General features: G+C 73.4%; 18 protein-coding genes. 12 read left to right on the forward strand and 6 right to left on the reverse strand.

The window, feature by feature from the left end; all coding sequences use genetic code 11:
* Nucleotides 1-41: 41 nt before the first annotated feature.
* Together ABT023_RS23125 and ABT023_RS23130 are read right to left on the reverse strand one after the other, a co-directional pair.
* Entirely contained in the window at nucleotides 42-242 is a 201-nt protein-coding gene (locus ABT023_RS23125) for a DUF397 domain-containing protein (protein WP_350888480.1), read from the reverse strand.
* 4 nt (nucleotides 243-246) lie between these two features.
* Nucleotides 247-1,092 carry a helix-turn-helix domain-containing protein gene (locus ABT023_RS23130; RefSeq protein ID WP_350888481.1) on the reverse strand — a complete coding sequence of 282 codons (846 nt, stop codon included), beginning with the start codon at nucleotides 1,090-1,092 and terminating at the stop codon, nucleotides 247-249.
* Between the two features lie 428 nt (nucleotides 1,093-1,520).
* Between ABT023_RS23130 and ABT023_RS23135 the strand changes: the two genes are divergently transcribed.
* Both ABT023_RS23135 and ABT023_RS23140 read left to right on the forward strand, forming a co-directional pair.
* Nucleotides 1,521-1,736: a hypothetical protein gene (locus ABT023_RS23135; RefSeq protein WP_350888482.1), complete on the forward strand. Its 216-nt coding sequence runs from the start codon at nucleotides 1,521-1,523 to the stop codon at nucleotides 1,734-1,736.
* A gap of 186 nt (nucleotides 1,737-1,922) precedes the next feature.
* The gene (locus tag ABT023_RS23140; protein ID WP_350888483.1) at nucleotides 1,923-3,020 is read left to right on the forward strand and encodes a D-alanine--D-alanine ligase family protein; all 1,098 of its coding nucleotides are present in this window, start codon (nucleotides 1,923-1,925) and stop codon (nucleotides 3,018-3,020) included.
* A gap of 46 nt (nucleotides 3,021-3,066) precedes the next feature.
* Here ABT023_RS23140 and ABT023_RS23145 read toward each other — a convergent pair whose 3' ends face one another.
* Both ABT023_RS23145 and ABT023_RS23150 read right to left on the reverse strand, forming a co-directional pair.
* Complete coding sequence (locus ABT023_RS23145) at nucleotides 3,067-3,708, reverse strand: DUF3515 family protein (protein WP_502890742.1); 642 nt, start codon at nucleotides 3,706-3,708, stop codon at nucleotides 3,067-3,069.
* Between the two features lie 9 nt (nucleotides 3,709-3,717).
* Nucleotides 3,718-3,951 carry an Lrp/AsnC ligand binding domain-containing protein gene (locus ABT023_RS23150; protein ID WP_161687828.1) on the reverse strand — a complete coding sequence of 78 codons (234 nt, stop codon included), beginning with the start codon at nucleotides 3,949-3,951 and terminating at the stop codon, nucleotides 3,718-3,720.
* Nucleotides 3,952-4,133: 182 nt separating this feature from the next.
* Between ABT023_RS23150 and ABT023_RS23155 the strand changes: the two genes are divergently transcribed.
* Together ABT023_RS23155 and ABT023_RS23160 are read left to right on the forward strand one after the other, a co-directional pair.
* On the forward strand, nucleotides 4,134-5,072 hold the full coding sequence (locus ABT023_RS23155; RefSeq protein WP_350888484.1) for a thiamine-phosphate kinase: 939 nt from the start codon (nucleotides 4,134-4,136) through the stop codon (nucleotides 5,070-5,072).
* Nucleotides 5,073-5,100: 28 nt separating this feature from the next.
* Nucleotides 5,101-5,568: a GNAT family N-acetyltransferase gene (locus tag ABT023_RS23160; protein ID WP_350888485.1), complete on the forward strand. Its 468-nt coding sequence runs from the start codon at nucleotides 5,101-5,103 to the stop codon at nucleotides 5,566-5,568.
* Nucleotides 5,569-5,672: 104 nt separating this feature from the next.
* Here ABT023_RS23160 and rpmB read toward each other — a convergent pair whose 3' ends face one another.
* Entirely contained in the window at nucleotides 5,673-5,864 is a 192-nt protein-coding gene (rpmB, locus tag ABT023_RS23165; RefSeq protein ID WP_007456456.1) for a 50S ribosomal protein L28, read from the reverse strand.
* A gap of 280 nt (nucleotides 5,865-6,144) precedes the next feature.
* Between rpmB and ABT023_RS23170 the strand changes: the two genes are divergently transcribed.
* The 3 genes from ABT023_RS23170 (at nucleotide 6,145) to ABT023_RS23180 (ending at nucleotide 11,041) form a co-directional block, all read left to right on the forward strand.
* Entirely contained in the window at nucleotides 6,145-7,761 is a 1,617-nt protein-coding gene (locus ABT023_RS23170) for a DAK2 domain-containing protein (RefSeq protein ID WP_350888486.1), read from the forward strand.
* The gene (gene recG, locus ABT023_RS23175) at nucleotides 7,758-9,962 is read left to right on the forward strand and encodes an ATP-dependent DNA helicase RecG (protein ID WP_350888487.1); all 2,205 of its coding nucleotides are present in this window, start codon (nucleotides 7,758-7,760) and stop codon (nucleotides 9,960-9,962) included. Before ABT023_RS23170 ends, recG begins: the two co-directional genes overlap by 4 nt.
* 140 nt (nucleotides 9,963-10,102) lie before the next feature.
* A complete protein-coding gene (locus tag ABT023_RS23180) occupies nucleotides 10,103-11,041 on the forward strand; it encodes a serine hydrolase domain-containing protein (RefSeq protein ID WP_350888488.1) in 939 nt (312 codons plus the stop codon).
* 234 nt (nucleotides 11,042-11,275) lie between these two features.
* On the opposite strand, the gene ABT023_RS23185 is transcribed toward ABT023_RS23180, so the two are convergent.
* On the reverse strand, nucleotides 11,276-12,559 hold the full coding sequence (locus ABT023_RS23185; protein ID WP_350888489.1) for a hypothetical protein: 1,284 nt from the start codon (nucleotides 12,557-12,559) through the stop codon (nucleotides 11,276-11,278).
* Between the two features lie 305 nt (nucleotides 12,560-12,864).
* Here ABT023_RS23185 and rsmD point away from each other — a divergent pair, with 305 nt between their 5' ends.
* From rsmD to rpmF, 5 genes are all read left to right on the forward strand, one after another.
* Nucleotides 12,865-13,428, forward strand: a complete 564-nt coding sequence (gene rsmD, locus ABT023_RS23190) for a 16S rRNA (guanine(966)-N(2))-methyltransferase RsmD (protein ID WP_350888490.1) — start codon at nucleotides 12,865-12,867, stop codon at nucleotides 13,426-13,428.
* Entirely contained in the window at nucleotides 13,425-13,907 is a 483-nt protein-coding gene (gene coaD, locus ABT023_RS23195; RefSeq protein ID WP_350888491.1) for a pantetheine-phosphate adenylyltransferase, read from the forward strand. The genes rsmD and coaD overlap by 4 nt, the downstream gene beginning before the upstream one ends.
* A 222-nt stretch (nucleotides 13,908-14,129) precedes the next feature.
* Nucleotides 14,130-14,627 carry a hypothetical protein gene (locus tag ABT023_RS23200; protein WP_350888492.1) on the forward strand — a complete coding sequence of 166 codons (498 nt, stop codon included), beginning with the start codon at nucleotides 14,130-14,132 and terminating at the stop codon, nucleotides 14,625-14,627.
* A gap of 109 nt (nucleotides 14,628-14,736) precedes the next feature.
* Nucleotides 14,737-15,300: a YceD family protein gene (locus tag ABT023_RS23205; protein ID WP_350888493.1), complete on the forward strand. Its 564-nt coding sequence runs from the start codon at nucleotides 14,737-14,739 to the stop codon at nucleotides 15,298-15,300.
* Between the two features lie 5 nt (nucleotides 15,301-15,305).
* A complete protein-coding gene (rpmF, locus tag ABT023_RS23210; RefSeq protein ID WP_161687848.1) occupies nucleotides 15,306-15,479 on the forward strand; it encodes a 50S ribosomal protein L32 in 174 nt (57 codons plus the stop codon).
* Nucleotides 15,480-15,509 lie beyond the last annotated feature (30 nt).

Raw genomic sequence — 15,509 nt, forward strand, 5'->3', positions numbered from 1 at the left:
GGGCGGGCGGGGGCGGGACCCCCCGGCCGGCCGGGCGGCGGTCAGCGGCGGGGCGGGGCTGTGGCGAAGGTGGTCCAGGCTGTCGGCGGGAAGATCAGCGCCGGGCCGGCCGGGTCCTTGGAGTCGCGGACGGCGATCGCGTCGGGCACGACCGCCATCTCCACGCAGGCGCCTTCGTCGCCGCTGCGGCTGCTCTTGCGCCATCGCGCCGCAGCCAGCGCCTCGCTCGTCGTCGGGGTCATGGTCCTACCGTCCTTTCAGGATGCGGAAGAGCTCTTCCCGGCTGGCCGCAGGGCTGAGTGCGACTGTCCGTAGATGCTCCATGATCTTGGTGCAGGTACGCAGGTCGCCGGGCCGGTCCAGGACCATCTGCCCGGCCACCGTCTCCACCGACGCGATGATCGGATCCTCCGGGTCGGGGAACTCCAGGATGTGCAGCGAGCCCCGGGTGCCCCGGTGGTAGCCCGCGGCCAGCGGGATCACCTGGACGGTGATGTTGGGCAGCTCGGACGTCTTGAGCAGGTGACGCAGTTGCTCCTCCATCACGCTCCCACCGCCCACCGGGCGCAGCAGCGCGCCCTCGTCGATGATCGCGTCGAGGATCGGTGGATTCTCGTCGGTGAGCCGCTGCTGGCGGTCGAGTCGTAGGTGGACCCGCTGCTCCACCTGGTCGTCGCTGAGGGTGTGCGGGCCGCCCCGCATCACTCCCCGGATGTAGTCCGCCGTCTGCAACAGGCCGGGCACCACCGAGGGCTCGAAGTTGGCGATCCCGCTCGCCTCCGCCTCCAGCGCGATGAAGTCGATGGTCCGCCGGTCCAGCAGGTACGAGTAGGACACCCACCAGCCCGGTTTGCGGGCGTCCTTGGCGAGCTGGACGGCCGCGGCGAGTTCGTCGGCGCCCACGCCGTAGAGGGTGAGCAGGGCGCGCACCGTGGCCGGGTTGATCAGCGTCTGGGCGTTCTCGTACCGGGACAGGGTGCTCCGGGTGCTGTTGATCTCGTCGGCGGCGGCCTCGAGGGTGAGGCCGGCCGCCTCCCGGTGCGCGCGCAGCGCGATGCCGAGCCGTCGGGCCCGGGCGGTCTTCGGTGCCATGCATTGATGGTGACACACATCCCCGGGAAGTTGTACATGAGAGAACGCCGATGAGAGTTGCATTCACGCCCATACACATGTCAATGTGTGACCAGTTCCTCACTGCCGGTTGTCGTGGCGACGGCGGTGGTGAGTGACCGGAGGGGATGGGGCGCGTGGCGATCGGGTTTTCTCCCCCGTACCCGATCGCCGCGTGCCGCCACCCGGGACGCACCGGAAGGGAGTCGCATGACGGTGACCGCCTCCTGGCCCAGGGTGTCGCGGTGCCGCTGGTGCGCGCATCCGGTGCTCCGCGACAACGACGATGCGTGGATCCACGCGAGCCTGGCCTACGTGTGCCGGGACCGTTCGGGTGGCCTGGCGGCGACCACGGCGGAGCCGGAGCAGGCGTCCGCCCGGTCGGAGTGGGGTGGGGCTGGAGGGCGGCCGTGACCCGGTTTCTGGTGGTGCTGACCGACGTCCGGCCCGTCGACGGACCCGTCCGGGACGAGCGGCGTGCGCCGGAGCGGCGCCGTCAGGTGGTCGGCGCGAGCAGCCGGGAGGCGGCCGACCGGATCGCCGGCGCATTCATGGCGCTGGGCATGGTGCGGGCCGGCCGGCAGCGGGTGAAGGTGATAGCGGTCGGCCGCCGCTACGGCCTCTGACCGCCGGTCGGCCGCCGGCCGCCCGGGCGTCCGAGCTGACGCGATTACGCTGCGTGTAGGCAATGTTGACCGGTTGCGGTGTATTGCCGCCCTCCCCGGGTATCGGCATCCATGCCTCGCCACCCACAGTAAGGTCAACCGGGTGAGCGCCATCAGCCTCGCAGTCGCGGACGAAAGGGTGACCGAGTGACCACCCCAGGCAAGACCCGTGTGGCCCTCGTCTTCGGTGGCCGAAGCCCCGAACACGGCATCTCCTGCGTCAGCGCCGGCAGCGTGCTCGGCGCGCTCGACCCGGACGAGTTCGAGGTGGTCCCCGTGGGCATCACCCGGGCCGGCAAGTGGGTGCTGACCAGCGGTGACCCTGACGACCTGGCGATCAGTGCCCGGCGGCTGCCGGAGATCACCGCCGAGGCCGGCGCCGACGTCGTGCTGCGTGCCGACCCGACGGGCAACGGGCTGATGGTGCTCGACCCGACCGAGGGCCCCCAGGTGCTCGCCGGCGTCGACGTGGTCTTCCCCGTCCTGCACGGCGCCTACGGCGAGGACGGCACCATCCAGGGCATGCTGGAGATGGCCGGCATCCCGTACGTCGGGGCGAACGTCTTCGCCTCAGCGGCTGCCATGGACAAGGAGTTCACCAAGAAGCTCTGCGCCGCCGAGGGCATCCCGGTCGGGCCGTACGCCGTGCTGCGCAACGGGGTGACCCTCTCCGAGGAGGACAAGCGGCGGCTCGGCCTGCCGGTCTTCGTCAAGCCGTCCCGGGCCGGCTCGTCGTTCGGCATCACCAAGGTCGACGACTGGGCCGACCTGGAGGCCGCCGTCGCCGTCGCCCGGGAGATCGACCCGAAGGTGCTGGTCGAGGGCGCGATCGTCGGCCGGGAGATCGAGTGCGGCGTGCTGGAGAGCGAGGCCGGCGGCGGGGCCGAGGCGTCCCTGCTGGCCGAGGTGCGCGCAGGCGGCGAACACGCCTGGTACGACTTCGAGGCGAAGTACCTCTCCGAGCCCGAGTACGACCTCCCGGCGCCCCTGCCCGAGCACGTCACCCGCCGGGTCCAGGAGTACGCCGTCCGCGCGTTCGCCGCGCTGGACTGCGCCGGGCTGGCCCGGGTCGACTTCTTCGTCACCCCCGAGCTGGACGTCTACCTCAACGAGATCAACACCATGCCGGGGTTCACCCCGACGTCGATGTTCCCGCTGATGTGGGCCGCCTCCGGTCTGGAGTACCCGAAGCTGGTCAACCGCCTGATCCGCACCGCCCAGCGGCGCGGCGTAGGCCTGCACTGAGCCCGCACCCGGCCCCGCGCCGAGCGGGGCCGGGTGCGGGCCGCGCTCAGCCCGTGCAGCCGGCCGGCGCGGTGCCGCCGGAGGGCACCGTGGCGACCACCACGTCGGAGATCGGGCTCACCCACTGCAGGGCCGACCCGTGCGCGTGGGGGACGGTGACCCGCACGGCGGTCTCCCGGTCGAGGGTGGTGAGCACGGTCGCGTCCGGCCCCTCGACCCCGTACCAGCAGACCTTGTTGACCACCCAGACGTCGTCGGTGGACCCGGGGGTGGGCTCGTCGCCGCCGCAGGCGACGGTGAGCGCCGGATCGCCGTACGCGGCGTTCTGCTCGGGGCCGGCGGTGACCGGCCGCTGGCCCAGGCCCCGCACGGTCGACGGGAGCTGCGACGTCAGGGCGCGGCACACGATCTCGGGTCGCTCGGGCAGCTTCGGGGCGGCCATCTCGACCGGCGCGGTGGACTGCGGCCGGGCGCTGGTCGCCGCCGGGCCCGGCTCGGCGGCCGGGGGGTCCGGGGCGAGCTTGGCGAAGGTGAACCCGGCGACGGCCACGGTCACCGGGACGGCGATCAGCGTGGCCATCAGCGCCGCGCTCCGGTTGGCCCGGTCCCGGCGCGGCGGGACCGGGGCCTGCCCGCCGGCGCTGTCGGCACTGTCGGGATTGTCGTTCTTGTCGGGGGAGGAACTGATCTCGTCCACTTACAGGCGCACCACCGAACACGTGAGGGTGCGGGTGATGCCGGGCACCATCTGCACGTTGCTGACGATGAGTTTGCCGAGCTCGTCGACCGTGTTGGCCTCGGTGAGCACGACCACGTCGTACGGGCCGGTGACGGCGTCGACGCGTACCACGCCGGCAAGGTCCGCGATCAGATCGGCCACGTCACGCGCTCGGCCGACCTCGGTCTGGATGAGGATGTACGCCTGTACCACGACTCGACCTCCGTCCGTCGCCGCCCGTAGGCGGCCCGAAGGGTGAAACTACCTTACGGACCAGGTCTGATCCCTATCGGTGGCCAAGGAGAAGCGGTGAGCGAGCGCGACGGGCGCGACAGCGGATGGGGCGTGGGACGGTTCCGGGCCCACGGCGGGTACGGGCGCGACGGGGGACGGGCATGAGCGTGGCCGGGGTCGGCGAGTTCGGGTTGATCGACCGGGTCACCGCCCGGCTGCCACAGGGAGCGGCCTGCCTGCTGGGGCCCGGCGACGACGCGGCGGTGCTGGTCGCGCCGGACGCCCGCGTCGTCGCGTCCACCGACGTGCTGGTCGAGGGGCGGCACTTCCGGCGGGACTGGTCCAGCGCCCGGGACGTGGGGCACCGGGCGGCGGCGGCCAACCTGGCCGACATCGCGGCGATGGGCGGCACCCCGACCGCGCTGCTGGTGGCGTTGTGCATGCCGGCGGACCTGGACCCAACCTGGGCCGAGGAACTGGCCGACGGGCTGGCCGCCGAGGCGGCCACGGTGGGGGCGAGCGTGGTCGGCGGCGACATGTCCGCCAGCCCGACGCTGACGATCGCGGTCACCGCCCTCGGTGACCTGGGCGGGCTGGCCCCGGTGGTCCGCTCGGGCGCCCGGGCGGGGGACGTGCTGGCCCTGGCCGGCCGCAGCGGGTACGCCGCCGCCGGGTGCACCGTGCTGTCCCGGGGCTTCCGCACCCCGAAGCTGCTGGTCGAGGCGTACCGGCGGCCCGAGGTGCCGTACCCGGCCGGCCCGCAGGCCGCCCGGCTCGGCGCCACCGCCATGATCGACGTGTCGGACGGGCTGCTGGCCGACCTCGGGCACGTGGCCCGCGCCAGCGGGGTCGGCATCGACGTGCGCCGGGACGCCTTCGAGGTGCCCCGGCAGATGCGTGACGCCGCCCAGGCGCTCGGGGTCGACCCGTACCTGTGGATCCTCGGTGGTGGCGACGACCACGCGCTGGCCGCGACCTTCCCCCCGGCGGTGGCGTTGCCCGCGCCGTGGCGGCCGGTCGGCCGGGTGGTCGAGGGCGGGGGCGTGACCGTCGACGGCGTGCCGTACGCCGGGCCGACCGGCTGGGACCACTTCCGGTAACGGCTGGTCAGGGACGTACCCTTCACCGGTGAGTGAGATTGAGATCCGCGCGACCCGCTTCGACTCGCCGGAGTCGCAGCGGCTCGTCCGGGCCGCCCTGGCGGACCTGGGTCAGCGGTACGGAGGCAGCGGGGACGACACCCCGGTCGACGCCGTCGAGTTCGAGCCACCGGGTGGGGCGTTCCTGGTCGCGTACCTGGCCGGGGAGCCGGTGGGGTGCGGCGGCTGGCGCAGCCACGGCGACACCGGGGACACCGCGGAGCTGAAGCGGATGTACACCAGCCCCGGGGCACGCGGACGAGGCGTGGCGCGGGCGGTGCTCGTGGCCGTCGAGCGGTCGGCGCGCGAGCACGGGCGCAAGCGGCTCATCCTGGAGTGCGGGGACAAGCAGCCCGAGGCGATCGCCATGTACACCTCGGCCGGGTACGAGTGCATCCCGAACTTCGGGTACTACCAGGACGCCCCGGGCTGCCTCTCCTTCGGTCGTACCCTCTGACGCCCCCGCCCCCGCGGTGCCCCCGCCCCGCGGGCGGACACGAAAAGCCGGCGGGCCCCGAGGGCCCGCCGGCTTTCGGCGAAGGGTGGGTCGGCGCTACCGCGTCAGGCGCGGGTGACCTTGCCGGCCTTGATGCAGGACGTGCAGACCTGCAACTTCTTGGTGTTGCCGCCACCGGCCGGGGTACGCACCGACTGGATGTTCGGGTTCCAGCGGCGGTTGGTCCGCCGGTGCGAGTGGGACACGTTGTGGCCGAAGCCCGGTCCCTTGCCACAGACGTCGCACACGCTAGCCACGGGATACTCCTGGGTTTTTTGAAACGTTCATGAGGTCGCCGCCAGACGCTGCCCGGGCAACCTGGCCAGGTTACCCGATGCCCCCGTGCCTGGCCAACCGGCCCCTGTCGAGCATGACGGCTGTGAAGGCGGTCACCCGACAGGCCGGGGCCGCGCGGCGGGGACGTCCGCGCGGCGGGGCGGCGAGCTGGGCGGCGGGTCGAGGTCGGGCGGGGTGGACACGCCGGAGAGGGACGGTCGGCCCGGGCGGGTGTCGGTGCGCGCCAGTAGGCTTCTCGCCGTGCTGGACACCCTCGACGCCGCCGCGGTGCGCCGCTGGTGTGCGGGCGGGCTGGCCGCGCTCCGCCGGCACCAGGGGGAGATCGACGACCTCAACGTCTACCCGGTCCCCGACGGTGACACCGGCACCAACCTCGTGCTCACCCTCACCTCGGCCCAGCAGGCCCTGGCGATGGACCTGGCCACCGTCGGCGACGGCGGGTCCACCCCGCACGGGCACGCGCTGCGGCTGATGGCGCGCGGCGCGCTGCTCGGCGCCAGGGGCAACTCCGGGGTGATCCTCTCGCAGATCCTGCGCGGCTTCGCCGACGCCCTGGCCACCGTGCCGGCGGTGCGAGGCCGCCAGCTGGCCGCCGCGCTGCGCGACGCCACCGCGGCGGCGTACGCCGCTGTCGCCCGCCCGGTCGAGGGCACCCTGCTCAGCGTGGTCGCGGCGGCGGCCACGGCGGCCGAGTCGGCGGACAGCGACGACCTGCGCATCGTCGCCCGGGAGGCGGCCGGAGCGGCGGCCCGGGCCCTGGCGCGCACCCCCGAGCAGTTGCCGGCCCTGGCCCGCGCCGGCGTGGTCGACGCCGGTGGTCGGGGGCTGTGCCTGCTGCTCGACGCGCTGGTCGAGGTGATCACGGGGGAGAGCCCGGCCCGGCCGGCGCCGGCCCCGCGCGAGGCCCGCCCGCCGGCCACCGCCGCCCGGGAGACCGGCTCGGCGGAGTACGCGTACGAGGTGCAGTTCCTGCTCGACGCCGGGCCCGAGGCGGTCACCCGGCTGCGGGAGATCCTGGCCGGGCTCGGCGACTCGCTGGTGGTGGTGGGCGACGGGGCCACCGATGCGGCGTCGACCACGTGGAACGTGCACGTGCACGTCAACGACGTGGGCGCGGCCGTGGAGGCGGGGGTGGAGGCCGGCCGGCCGTACCGGATCTCGGTGACCCGCTTCGCGGACCAGGTGGCCACGCCGACCCCGGCCCGGGACGGCCGGGCGGCCGTGGTGGTCGCCTCCGGCGTCGGCATGGCGGAACTGTTCGAGGGCGAGGGGGCGACGGTGGTGCCGGGCAACCCGTCCATCGGTGAGCTGCTCGACGCCATCCGGGCCACGGCGGCGGCCCGGGTGGTGGTGCTGCCCAACGACCCGAACACCCAGGCCGTGGCGAGCGCCGCCGCGCGGGAGGCGCACGCGCTGGGGGTGAAGGTCAGCGTGGTGCCGACCCGGTCGCCGGTGCAGGCGCTGGCAGCCCTCGCCGTGCGCGACCCGCAGCGCCGCTTCACCGACGACGTGATCGCGATGGCCGAGGCCGCGGGCGCGTGCCGGTACGCCGAGGTCTGCTGGGCCAGCCGGGAGGCGCTGACCGTCGCCGGCCCGTGCCGCCCCGGTGACGTGCTCGCCCTGGTCGAGGGGGAGGTGCACCTGATCGGCGTCGACCTGGCCGACACCTGCGCCGCCGTGGTCGACCGGATGCTCGGCGGCGGCGGCGAGCTGGTCACCCTGCTCCCCGGCGCGGACGCCCCCGACGGGCTGGCCGAGGCCGTCCGCGAGCACGTCGCCCGGCGCTGGCCGTTCGTGGAGGTCCAGGCGTACCCGGGCGGCCAACCGCACTATCCGCTCCTGGTGGGGGTCGAATGACGACGTCCGAGCCGGCCACGGTCGACACACCGCTGAAGAAGCTGGTCGGGGACAAGACGGCCAAGGCCCTGGCCGCGCACCTCGACCTGCACACCGCCGGTGACCTGGTCCACCACTTCCCCCGCCGGTACGACGAGCGCGGCGAGCACACCGACATCCGCTCGCTGGACGTCGGCGAGCAGGTCACCGTGCTGGCCCAGGTGCAGAGAACCGCCGTGCGGCCGATGCGCCAGCGTCGGGGCAACCTGCTGGAGGTGACCGTCGGGGACGACTCCGGCGGCGTGCTCACCCTGACCTTCTTCGGCAACCAGGCGTGGCGGGAGCGGGAGCTGCGTCCCGGCCGATGGGGGCTGTTCGCCGGCAAGGTCACCGAGTTCCGGGGCAAGCGGCAGCTCAACGGCCCGGAGTACGTCATGCTCGGCGACGGCGGCGACGGTGAGGCCGCGGTCGACGAGGAGGTCGAGGAGTTCGCCGGGGCGCTGATCCCGGTGTATCCGGCCGCGGCGGCGGTGCCGACCTGGGTGATCGCCCGCTGCGTGCGGGTGGTGCTGGACACCTTCACCCCGCCAGAGGACCCACAGCCCGCCACCGTCCGCGCCGACCGCAAACTGGTCGGGATCGGCACCGCGTTGCGCGAGATCCACCGGCCGTCCAGCAAGGAGAACCTGTACCGGGCCCGCCGCCGGCTCAAGTGGGACGAGGCGTTCGCCGTGCAGCTCACCCTCGTGCAGCGCAAGCTCCGAGCCGCCGCCTGGCCGGCGAAGGCCCGGCCGCCGCGCGCCGGTGGGCTGCTCGACGCGTTCGACGCCCGGCTGCCGTACGAGCTGACGCCCGGCCAGCGGACGGTCGGCGCGGAGATCGCCGCCGACCTGACCGTTCCGCACCCGATGCACCGGCTGCTCCAGGGCGAGGTCGGCTCCGGCAAGACGGTGGTGGCGCTGCGGGCGATGCTCCAGGTGGTCGACGCCGGCGGGCAGGCCGCGCTGCTCGCCCCGACCGAGGTCCTCGCCGCCCAGCACCACCGGGGGATACTCGACCTGCTCGGCCCGCTCGCCCGGGCCGGTGAGCTGGGCGCCGCCGACGACGCCACCCGGGTCGAGCTGGTCACCGGCTCGCTCGGTGCGGCAGCCCGCCGGCAGGCCCTCGCCGAGGTGGCCGGCGGGCGGGCCGGGATCGTGCTCGGCACCCACGCCCTGCTGTACGAGGGGGTGGACTTCGCCGACCTGGGCCTCGTGGTGGTCGACGAGCAGCACCGGTTCGGCGTGGAGCAGCGCGACGCGTTGCGCTCCAAGGCCGACCAGCCGCCGCACGTGCTGGTGATGACGGCCACCCCGATCCCGCGCACGGTGGCGATGACCGTCTACGGCGACCTTGAGACGTCCACCCTGTCCCAGCTCCCGCAGGGGCGCTCGCCGATCGCCTCGCACGTGGTGCCGGCCGCCGAGAAGCCGGCCTTCCTGGACCGGGCCTGGCGCCGGCTCCGCGAGGAGGTCGCCGCCGGCCACCAGGCGTACGTGGTGTGCCCCCGGATCGGAGAGGGACCGGCGTCGGAGGAGGAGCCGCCCCGCGAGGACGACAACGGGCGGCGGCCCCCGCTCGCGGTGACCGAGGTCGCCCCGTTGCTCGCCGAGGGGCCGCTGCACGGGCTGCGGATCGGCGTCCTGCACGGGAAGCTGCCCGCCGACGAGAAGGACGCCGTGATGCGCTCCTTCGCCGCCGGCGACCTGGACGTGCTGGTCGCCACCACGGTCGTCGAGGTCGGCGTCGACGTGCCCAACGCCACCGTGATGATCGTGCTGGACGCCGACCGGTTCGGCGTCTCCCAGCTGCACCAGCTGCGCGGCCGGGTGGGCCGGGGTTCGGCGGCCGGGCTCTGTCTGCTGGTCAGCGAGGCCGCCGAGGGCTCGTCGGCCCGGGAGCGCCTCGACGCGGTGGCGTCCACCACGGACGGTTTCAAGCTCGCCGAGCTGGACCTGGAGCAGCGCCGCGAGGGCGACGTGCTCGGAGCCACCCAGTCCGGCCGGCGCTCGCACCTGCGGCTGCTGTCGCTGAGACGCGACGCCGACCTGATCCGGGACGCCCGGGTCGAGGCGACCGCCCTGGTCGAGGAGGACCCGGAGCTGGAACGCCACCCGGCGCTGGCCGCCTCGGTGGCCGCCCTGGTCGACGAGGAACGCGCGGAGTACCTGGAGAAGGGCTGATCCCGCCCTGGGCGGGCTGATCGACTCCGGATGGGGCACCGCGCGGAGTGTTGTGCCGCCCACCGGGAGGAGCGGCTTCGCCGGCCGGGAGGGTCGTCGGCGGCCCCCACCGGGGACGCGTCCGCGCCTAGGCTCGGCCGATGTCGACCCCCTCTCTCCTTCGTGGCCTGGTGCTGCTGGCCCAAGGCGACCGGCGCGCCGTCGAGCAGGCCACCGGCCTCGCCGACGACGCCACCGGTCAGCCCTGCTCCGGCCGGACCCGGTTCCAGATCGCCTCGATCAGCAAGAACATGGCCGCCGCGGCCGTCCTGCTCCTCGCCGAGCGGGGAAGGCTCGACGTGCACGATCCCGTCGACCGGTGGGTGCCGGGCTGCCCGCCGGCCTGGCGGCCCATCACCCTGCACCACCTGCTCACCCACACCTCGGGCCTCGGGCACTGGGCGGAGTACCCGCTGCTCGATCTGGCCGGCGCGATCGACCCCGATGAGCTGCTGGCCAGGTTCCGCGCGGTCCCGCCGCTGTTCGCCCCCGGTGCGGGCTGGCACTACAGCAGCCCGGGTTACGTCCTGCTCGCCCGCGCCGTCGAACGGGCCGCCGACCGGTCGTACCAGGACTTCCTGGCGGAGGAGGTCTTCGCTCCGCTGGGCATGACCGGCAGCTTCGCCGGCTCCGGCGCGGGACGCGCCGACGTGGCGACGGGCCACTCCGGCGGCCGTCCGGTGCCCTCCTGGGACCTGGACACGGTGAGCATGGGCGCAGGTGACGTCTGGTGCACCGCCGACGACCTGCTGGCCTGGCTCGACGGGCTGCGGGACGCCCGGCTGCTCACCCCCGCCTCGGTCGCGCGGATGGTCACCGCGTACGCGCAGGCCAGCTTCGGGTCGCAGGCGTACGGGTACGGCTGCTTCGTCGGCCTGTCGGCGGGGGAGCGGTCGGTCGGCCACTCCGGGCACAACCTCGGCTTCAAGGCGTTCGTCGCCTGGCTGCCGGACTCCGACCGCCGGCTGGTCGTGCTGACCAACGACGACGAGGACCCGGTCGCCCACACCCTGATCGACCACCTCCTCACCACCGACTGACCACCCCCGCCTCACCCGTCGCGTCCCGCTGTGTTCCACGCGAACGCTCCTTCACGGATTCAGTGGCCTCGTGCTCGCCGGAGGCCACTGAATCCGTGAAGGAGCGCGACTCTGCGGGTGGGGGGCCGGTCCGGATGTGACCGAGGGCGCGTCGGCCGGGTGTGGTCGACGCGCCCTCGGGTCGTGCGGTTCGGGGGACCCGGTCAGCTCAGTGGGCCGGGGTGGGGCGGTGGGTCAGGAGGTGAAGCGGATCCGCCGCCGCCGGGCGACGACGAAGAGCACCGCGCCGGCCGCCAGCAGGGCAACAGCGCCCGCGGCGATGCCGCCGGCCGCCGCGCCGGTCACCGGCAGGCCGCCGTCCTGGTCGCCACCACCGGTGCCGCCCTCGTCGCAGCCGGAGATCGGGGCGGTCCACTTGATCGGCTCGGCGGACTCCAGGTCGCCGGTGACGACGACGGTCAGACCCTTCGAGGCCGGGAAGCGCACGGACTTGTTGGTGCCCGGCTCGATGGTGACGGTCTGCGGCTTGCCGGTGCTCGGGGTGAAGGTCGAGGTCAGGCTGACGCCGTTCTTCGGGTTCTGGACCAGCAGGACCAGCTCGTCGCAGGTGGACTCGTAGGAGGTCTCCGGCTCGCCGACCTCGGGCTCCTGGCACTCCGCCGGGGGCTGCTGGGTGCCGGTCCAGAGGCTCTTCTCGTTCGCGGTGACGGTGATCTGGCCGTCCACCGCAGCGGCGTCCAGCTCGACCTTCTCGATGCTGCGCAGGGCGACCGTGACGGCCTTGTTGTAGCCCTTGTCGGTGGCGATCACGAAGTTCGCCGCGGCGTTGCCGTTGCGGTTGATCAGGTTGAAGGTGACCTTGCCCTGGCAGTCGGACTCGACGACCACCTCGGGCGCGGCCTCGCAGGTCTCACTGCCGCCGTTGTACCAGGCCTGCGGGCCCTTCGAATGGGAGCCGATGCCCTTGGGGCTGCCGACCTTGCGGTTGCGGTAGAGGTCGCTCTCCGTCAGCGGGTCGATGATCTTGTCGCCGAAGACGAAGTCGACCTGGGTGTAGCAGGTGGGGACCTCGACCTTGAACTTCAGCGTGGACCGGGTGCCCACCTCGTCCTTGGCGACGGAGGTGAACTTGTCGACCGACTTGCTCAGCACGTACTGCGGGAACTCGACCTTCGCCGACGGGGCGACGTACGAGACCAGCGCGAAGGCCTGCTCCTCGCCCTCGCAGAGCGGGCCGTTGACCAGCGTGATGCTGGCCTCGCCGCGCTTGCCGCGGAAGGTGTGCGTGTACCGCGCGTCGGCGGCGCTGACGCAGGTCGGCCCCTCCGGGGCGGGCGAGGCCGCCTGCGGGGTGGGCGCGCTCGGCGACGGCGTCTGGGTGGCCGGCGACGCCGGCTGCTGCGGGGACGGGCTGGTGGCCAGCGCCGGAGACGACGCCGCGAACGCCGTGGCGAGGCCGGCCAGGGCGGCGGCGGCCACGACGATCGGCCGTCGTGGCGACAGCTTGGGACGGATCACGCGTACTCCCGGGGTAAAGAAGCATCAGGGGTGCGGCGCGGGGCAACGGCGGTCAGCGGTCGCGGCCGGGTGCGGCGCGCCCGCGACGACGCCTCCCGGCGCCGGTGGGCCGGCGGGACGCGGCCGGCACCCGGCAGACCCTAGCGAGAACGGGCCGGCCGGCACAGCGCACGGAAACCTCCGGAAGTGATGTTATAAATTTGAGATCATTGATGCACTCCCGGTGATCCTGGCGTGACGCCCCCGGCACGCACCGTGGCGGCACGCGGGGTCGCGTAGCGTCGGGGCATGAGCAGGATCAGGCGGTGACCCGGATCGTGGCCGGGACGTTCGGCGGCCGGCGGATCGCCGCGCCGCCCGGCGCCGGCACCCGACCCACCTCCGACCGGGTGCGGGAGGCGCTGTTCAGCGCGGTGCAGGCCGACGTCGACCTGACCGGTACGCGGTTCGCCGACCTGTACGCCGGGTCCGGCGCGGTCGGGCTGGAGGCGCTGTCCCGGGGCGCGGCGCACGTGTTGCTGGTCGAGTCCGATCCCCGGGCCGCCCGCGTGGTCCGGGAGAACATCGCCGCGTTGCGGGCCGCCCCGGCCGCCCGGCTGGTCACCGGCCGGGTCGCCACGGTGCTGGCGGCCGGGCCGGACGGCGGGCCGTACGACGTGGTGTTCGCCGACCCGCCGTACGCCGTGTCCGACGCCGAGGTCACCGAGCTGCTGGCCGCCCTGGTCGACGGCGACTGGCTGGCGGCGGACGCCCTGGTGGTGGTGGAACGGTCCAGCCGGACCGGCCCGGTCGCCTGGGTGCAGGGCGTCACCGGGGAGCGCAGCCGTCGATACGGCGAGACCACCCTTTGGTACGGTCGCCGCTCATGAGACGTGCGGTGTGCCCCGGCTCGTTCGACCCGGTCACCAATGGACACCTCGACATCATCGGGCGGGCCGCCCGACTCTTCGACGAGGTGATCGTCGGCGTGCTGGTGAACCAGTCGAAGAGCGGCCTGTTCACCGTCGAGGAGCGGATCGACATGCTCCGGGAGGTGACGTCCTCGTACGACAACGTGCGGGTCGCGTCCTTCCGTGGCCTGCTGGTCGACTTCTGCCGGGCGCAGCAGGCCAGTGTGCTGATCAAGGGCCTGCGGGCGGTCAGCGACTTCGACTACGAGCTCCAGATGGCCCAGATGAACATGGGGCTGGCCGGGGTGGAGACGTTGTTCATGCCGACCAACCCGCTCTACTCCTTCCTCTCCTCCAGCCTGGTCAAGGACGTGGCCAAGTGGGGCGGCGACATCTCCTCCCACGTCCCGGACCTGGTCCGCGACGCCCTCCGGTCCCGCCTCACCCCGCCCCTCTGACCCGCGCGCCCGATCCGTTGCGTCGGCCACCGGATCGCCCCGTTGCGGGCGATTCGTCGGGCCTACGCGTGCCCGCTCGGCCCCGTTGGGCGCGACACGACGCGCGCCGGGCGGGGCGGACCGGCAAGCGGTGGCCCCGGCGCGACATGATGGGTCGAGCGGGAACCCGGCCGTAGCCCGCATCATGTAGGTCGGCCGACGAACGACAGGAGTGAGGTACCGGTGGACCCGCTCGATCGCATCGACGAACTGATCGCCATGGTGGAGCAGGCCCGCTCCGTCCCGATGTCGCGGAACAACTGCATGGTCGACCGGGGCGAGATGATCGCCGTCCTCGACGAGATGCGCGCCGAGTTCCCCGCCGATCTGCGCCGGGCCGCCGTCCTGCTGGAGGAGCGGGACAAGATCATGGACGCCGGCAAGCGCGAGGCCGACCGGATCATCAGCGAGGGTGAGGCGGAACACGCCCGCCTGGTGTCGGTGAACGAGATCACCGTCTCGGCCGAGCACGAGGGGGCCCGGATCATCGCCGAGGCCCGGGCCGAGGCGCAGCGGCTGCGCGAGGAGGTCGACGACTACGTCGACACCGCGCTGGCGAACTTCGAGCAGTTCCTCACCCGGGCGCTCGCCTCGATAGAGCGCGGCCGGGACAAGATGCACGCGCTGCGGGAGATCGGCACCTTCGGTGGGGACGAGGCGGATCGCCCGCTACCCTTCTGAGCGGCACCTCAGCAGCCGACAGACGGGTCGGGCGCCGCCCCCGGTTCGACGGTCCGGCGGTCGCCCAGGTAACCTTTTTTGTCGGCCTCTCACCGGCCGGAGTCTGACTATGCCCAAACACTCGTCTTCATCACTCAACCCCAAGGCGCCGCTGGTCCTCGACACGAGGGACCTGCCACGTCGCCCTGGCGCGTTGCGTACGGTCAAGCGGGTCGTCCCGGCACCGGCGGACCTCGGCGGGGAGTTGATCGGCGTGCCGGAGGGCACGGACCTCGACCTCGACCTGAGGCTGCAGTCGGTGTCCGAGGGCGTGTTCGTCTCGGGGACCGTCAGCGGTCTCGTCAGGGGCGAGTGCGGCCGGTGCCTGCGCGAGATCAACGACTCGGTGGCCGTGAACGTCCAGGAGCTGTACGCGTACGAGGACAGCACCACGGACGAGACGACCGACGAGGACGAGGTGGGCCGGATGCAGGACGATCTGATCGACCTGGAGCCGGCGCTGCGGGACGCGGTGGTGCTCGCGCTGCCGACCAACCCGCTCTGCCGGGAGGACTGCCCAGGCTTGTGCCCCGAGTGCGGGGTGCAGTGGGACGATCTGCCGGCCGACCACAGTCACCAGCAGATCGACCCGCGTTGGGCGGGCCTGTCGCAACTGACCCGTACAGAGGAGTAAGAACCGTGGCCGTCCCGAAGCGCAAGATGTCGCGCAGCAACACCCGGTCCCGCCGGGCGAACTGGAAGGCGGCCGTGGTCGCGACCGTGGCCTGCCCGCAGTGCAAGTCGGCGAAGCTGCCGCACACCGCCTGTTCCGTCTGCGGCACGTACAACGGCCGCCAGGTCATCGAGGTCTGACCTGGACGCCGAGTGACGCCCCCGACCCCA

The organism is Micromonospora sp. NPDC002296 (genome assembly GCF_040296145.1).
Taxonomy (GTDB): Bacteria; Actinomycetota; Actinomycetes; order Mycobacteriales; family Micromonosporaceae; genus Micromonospora.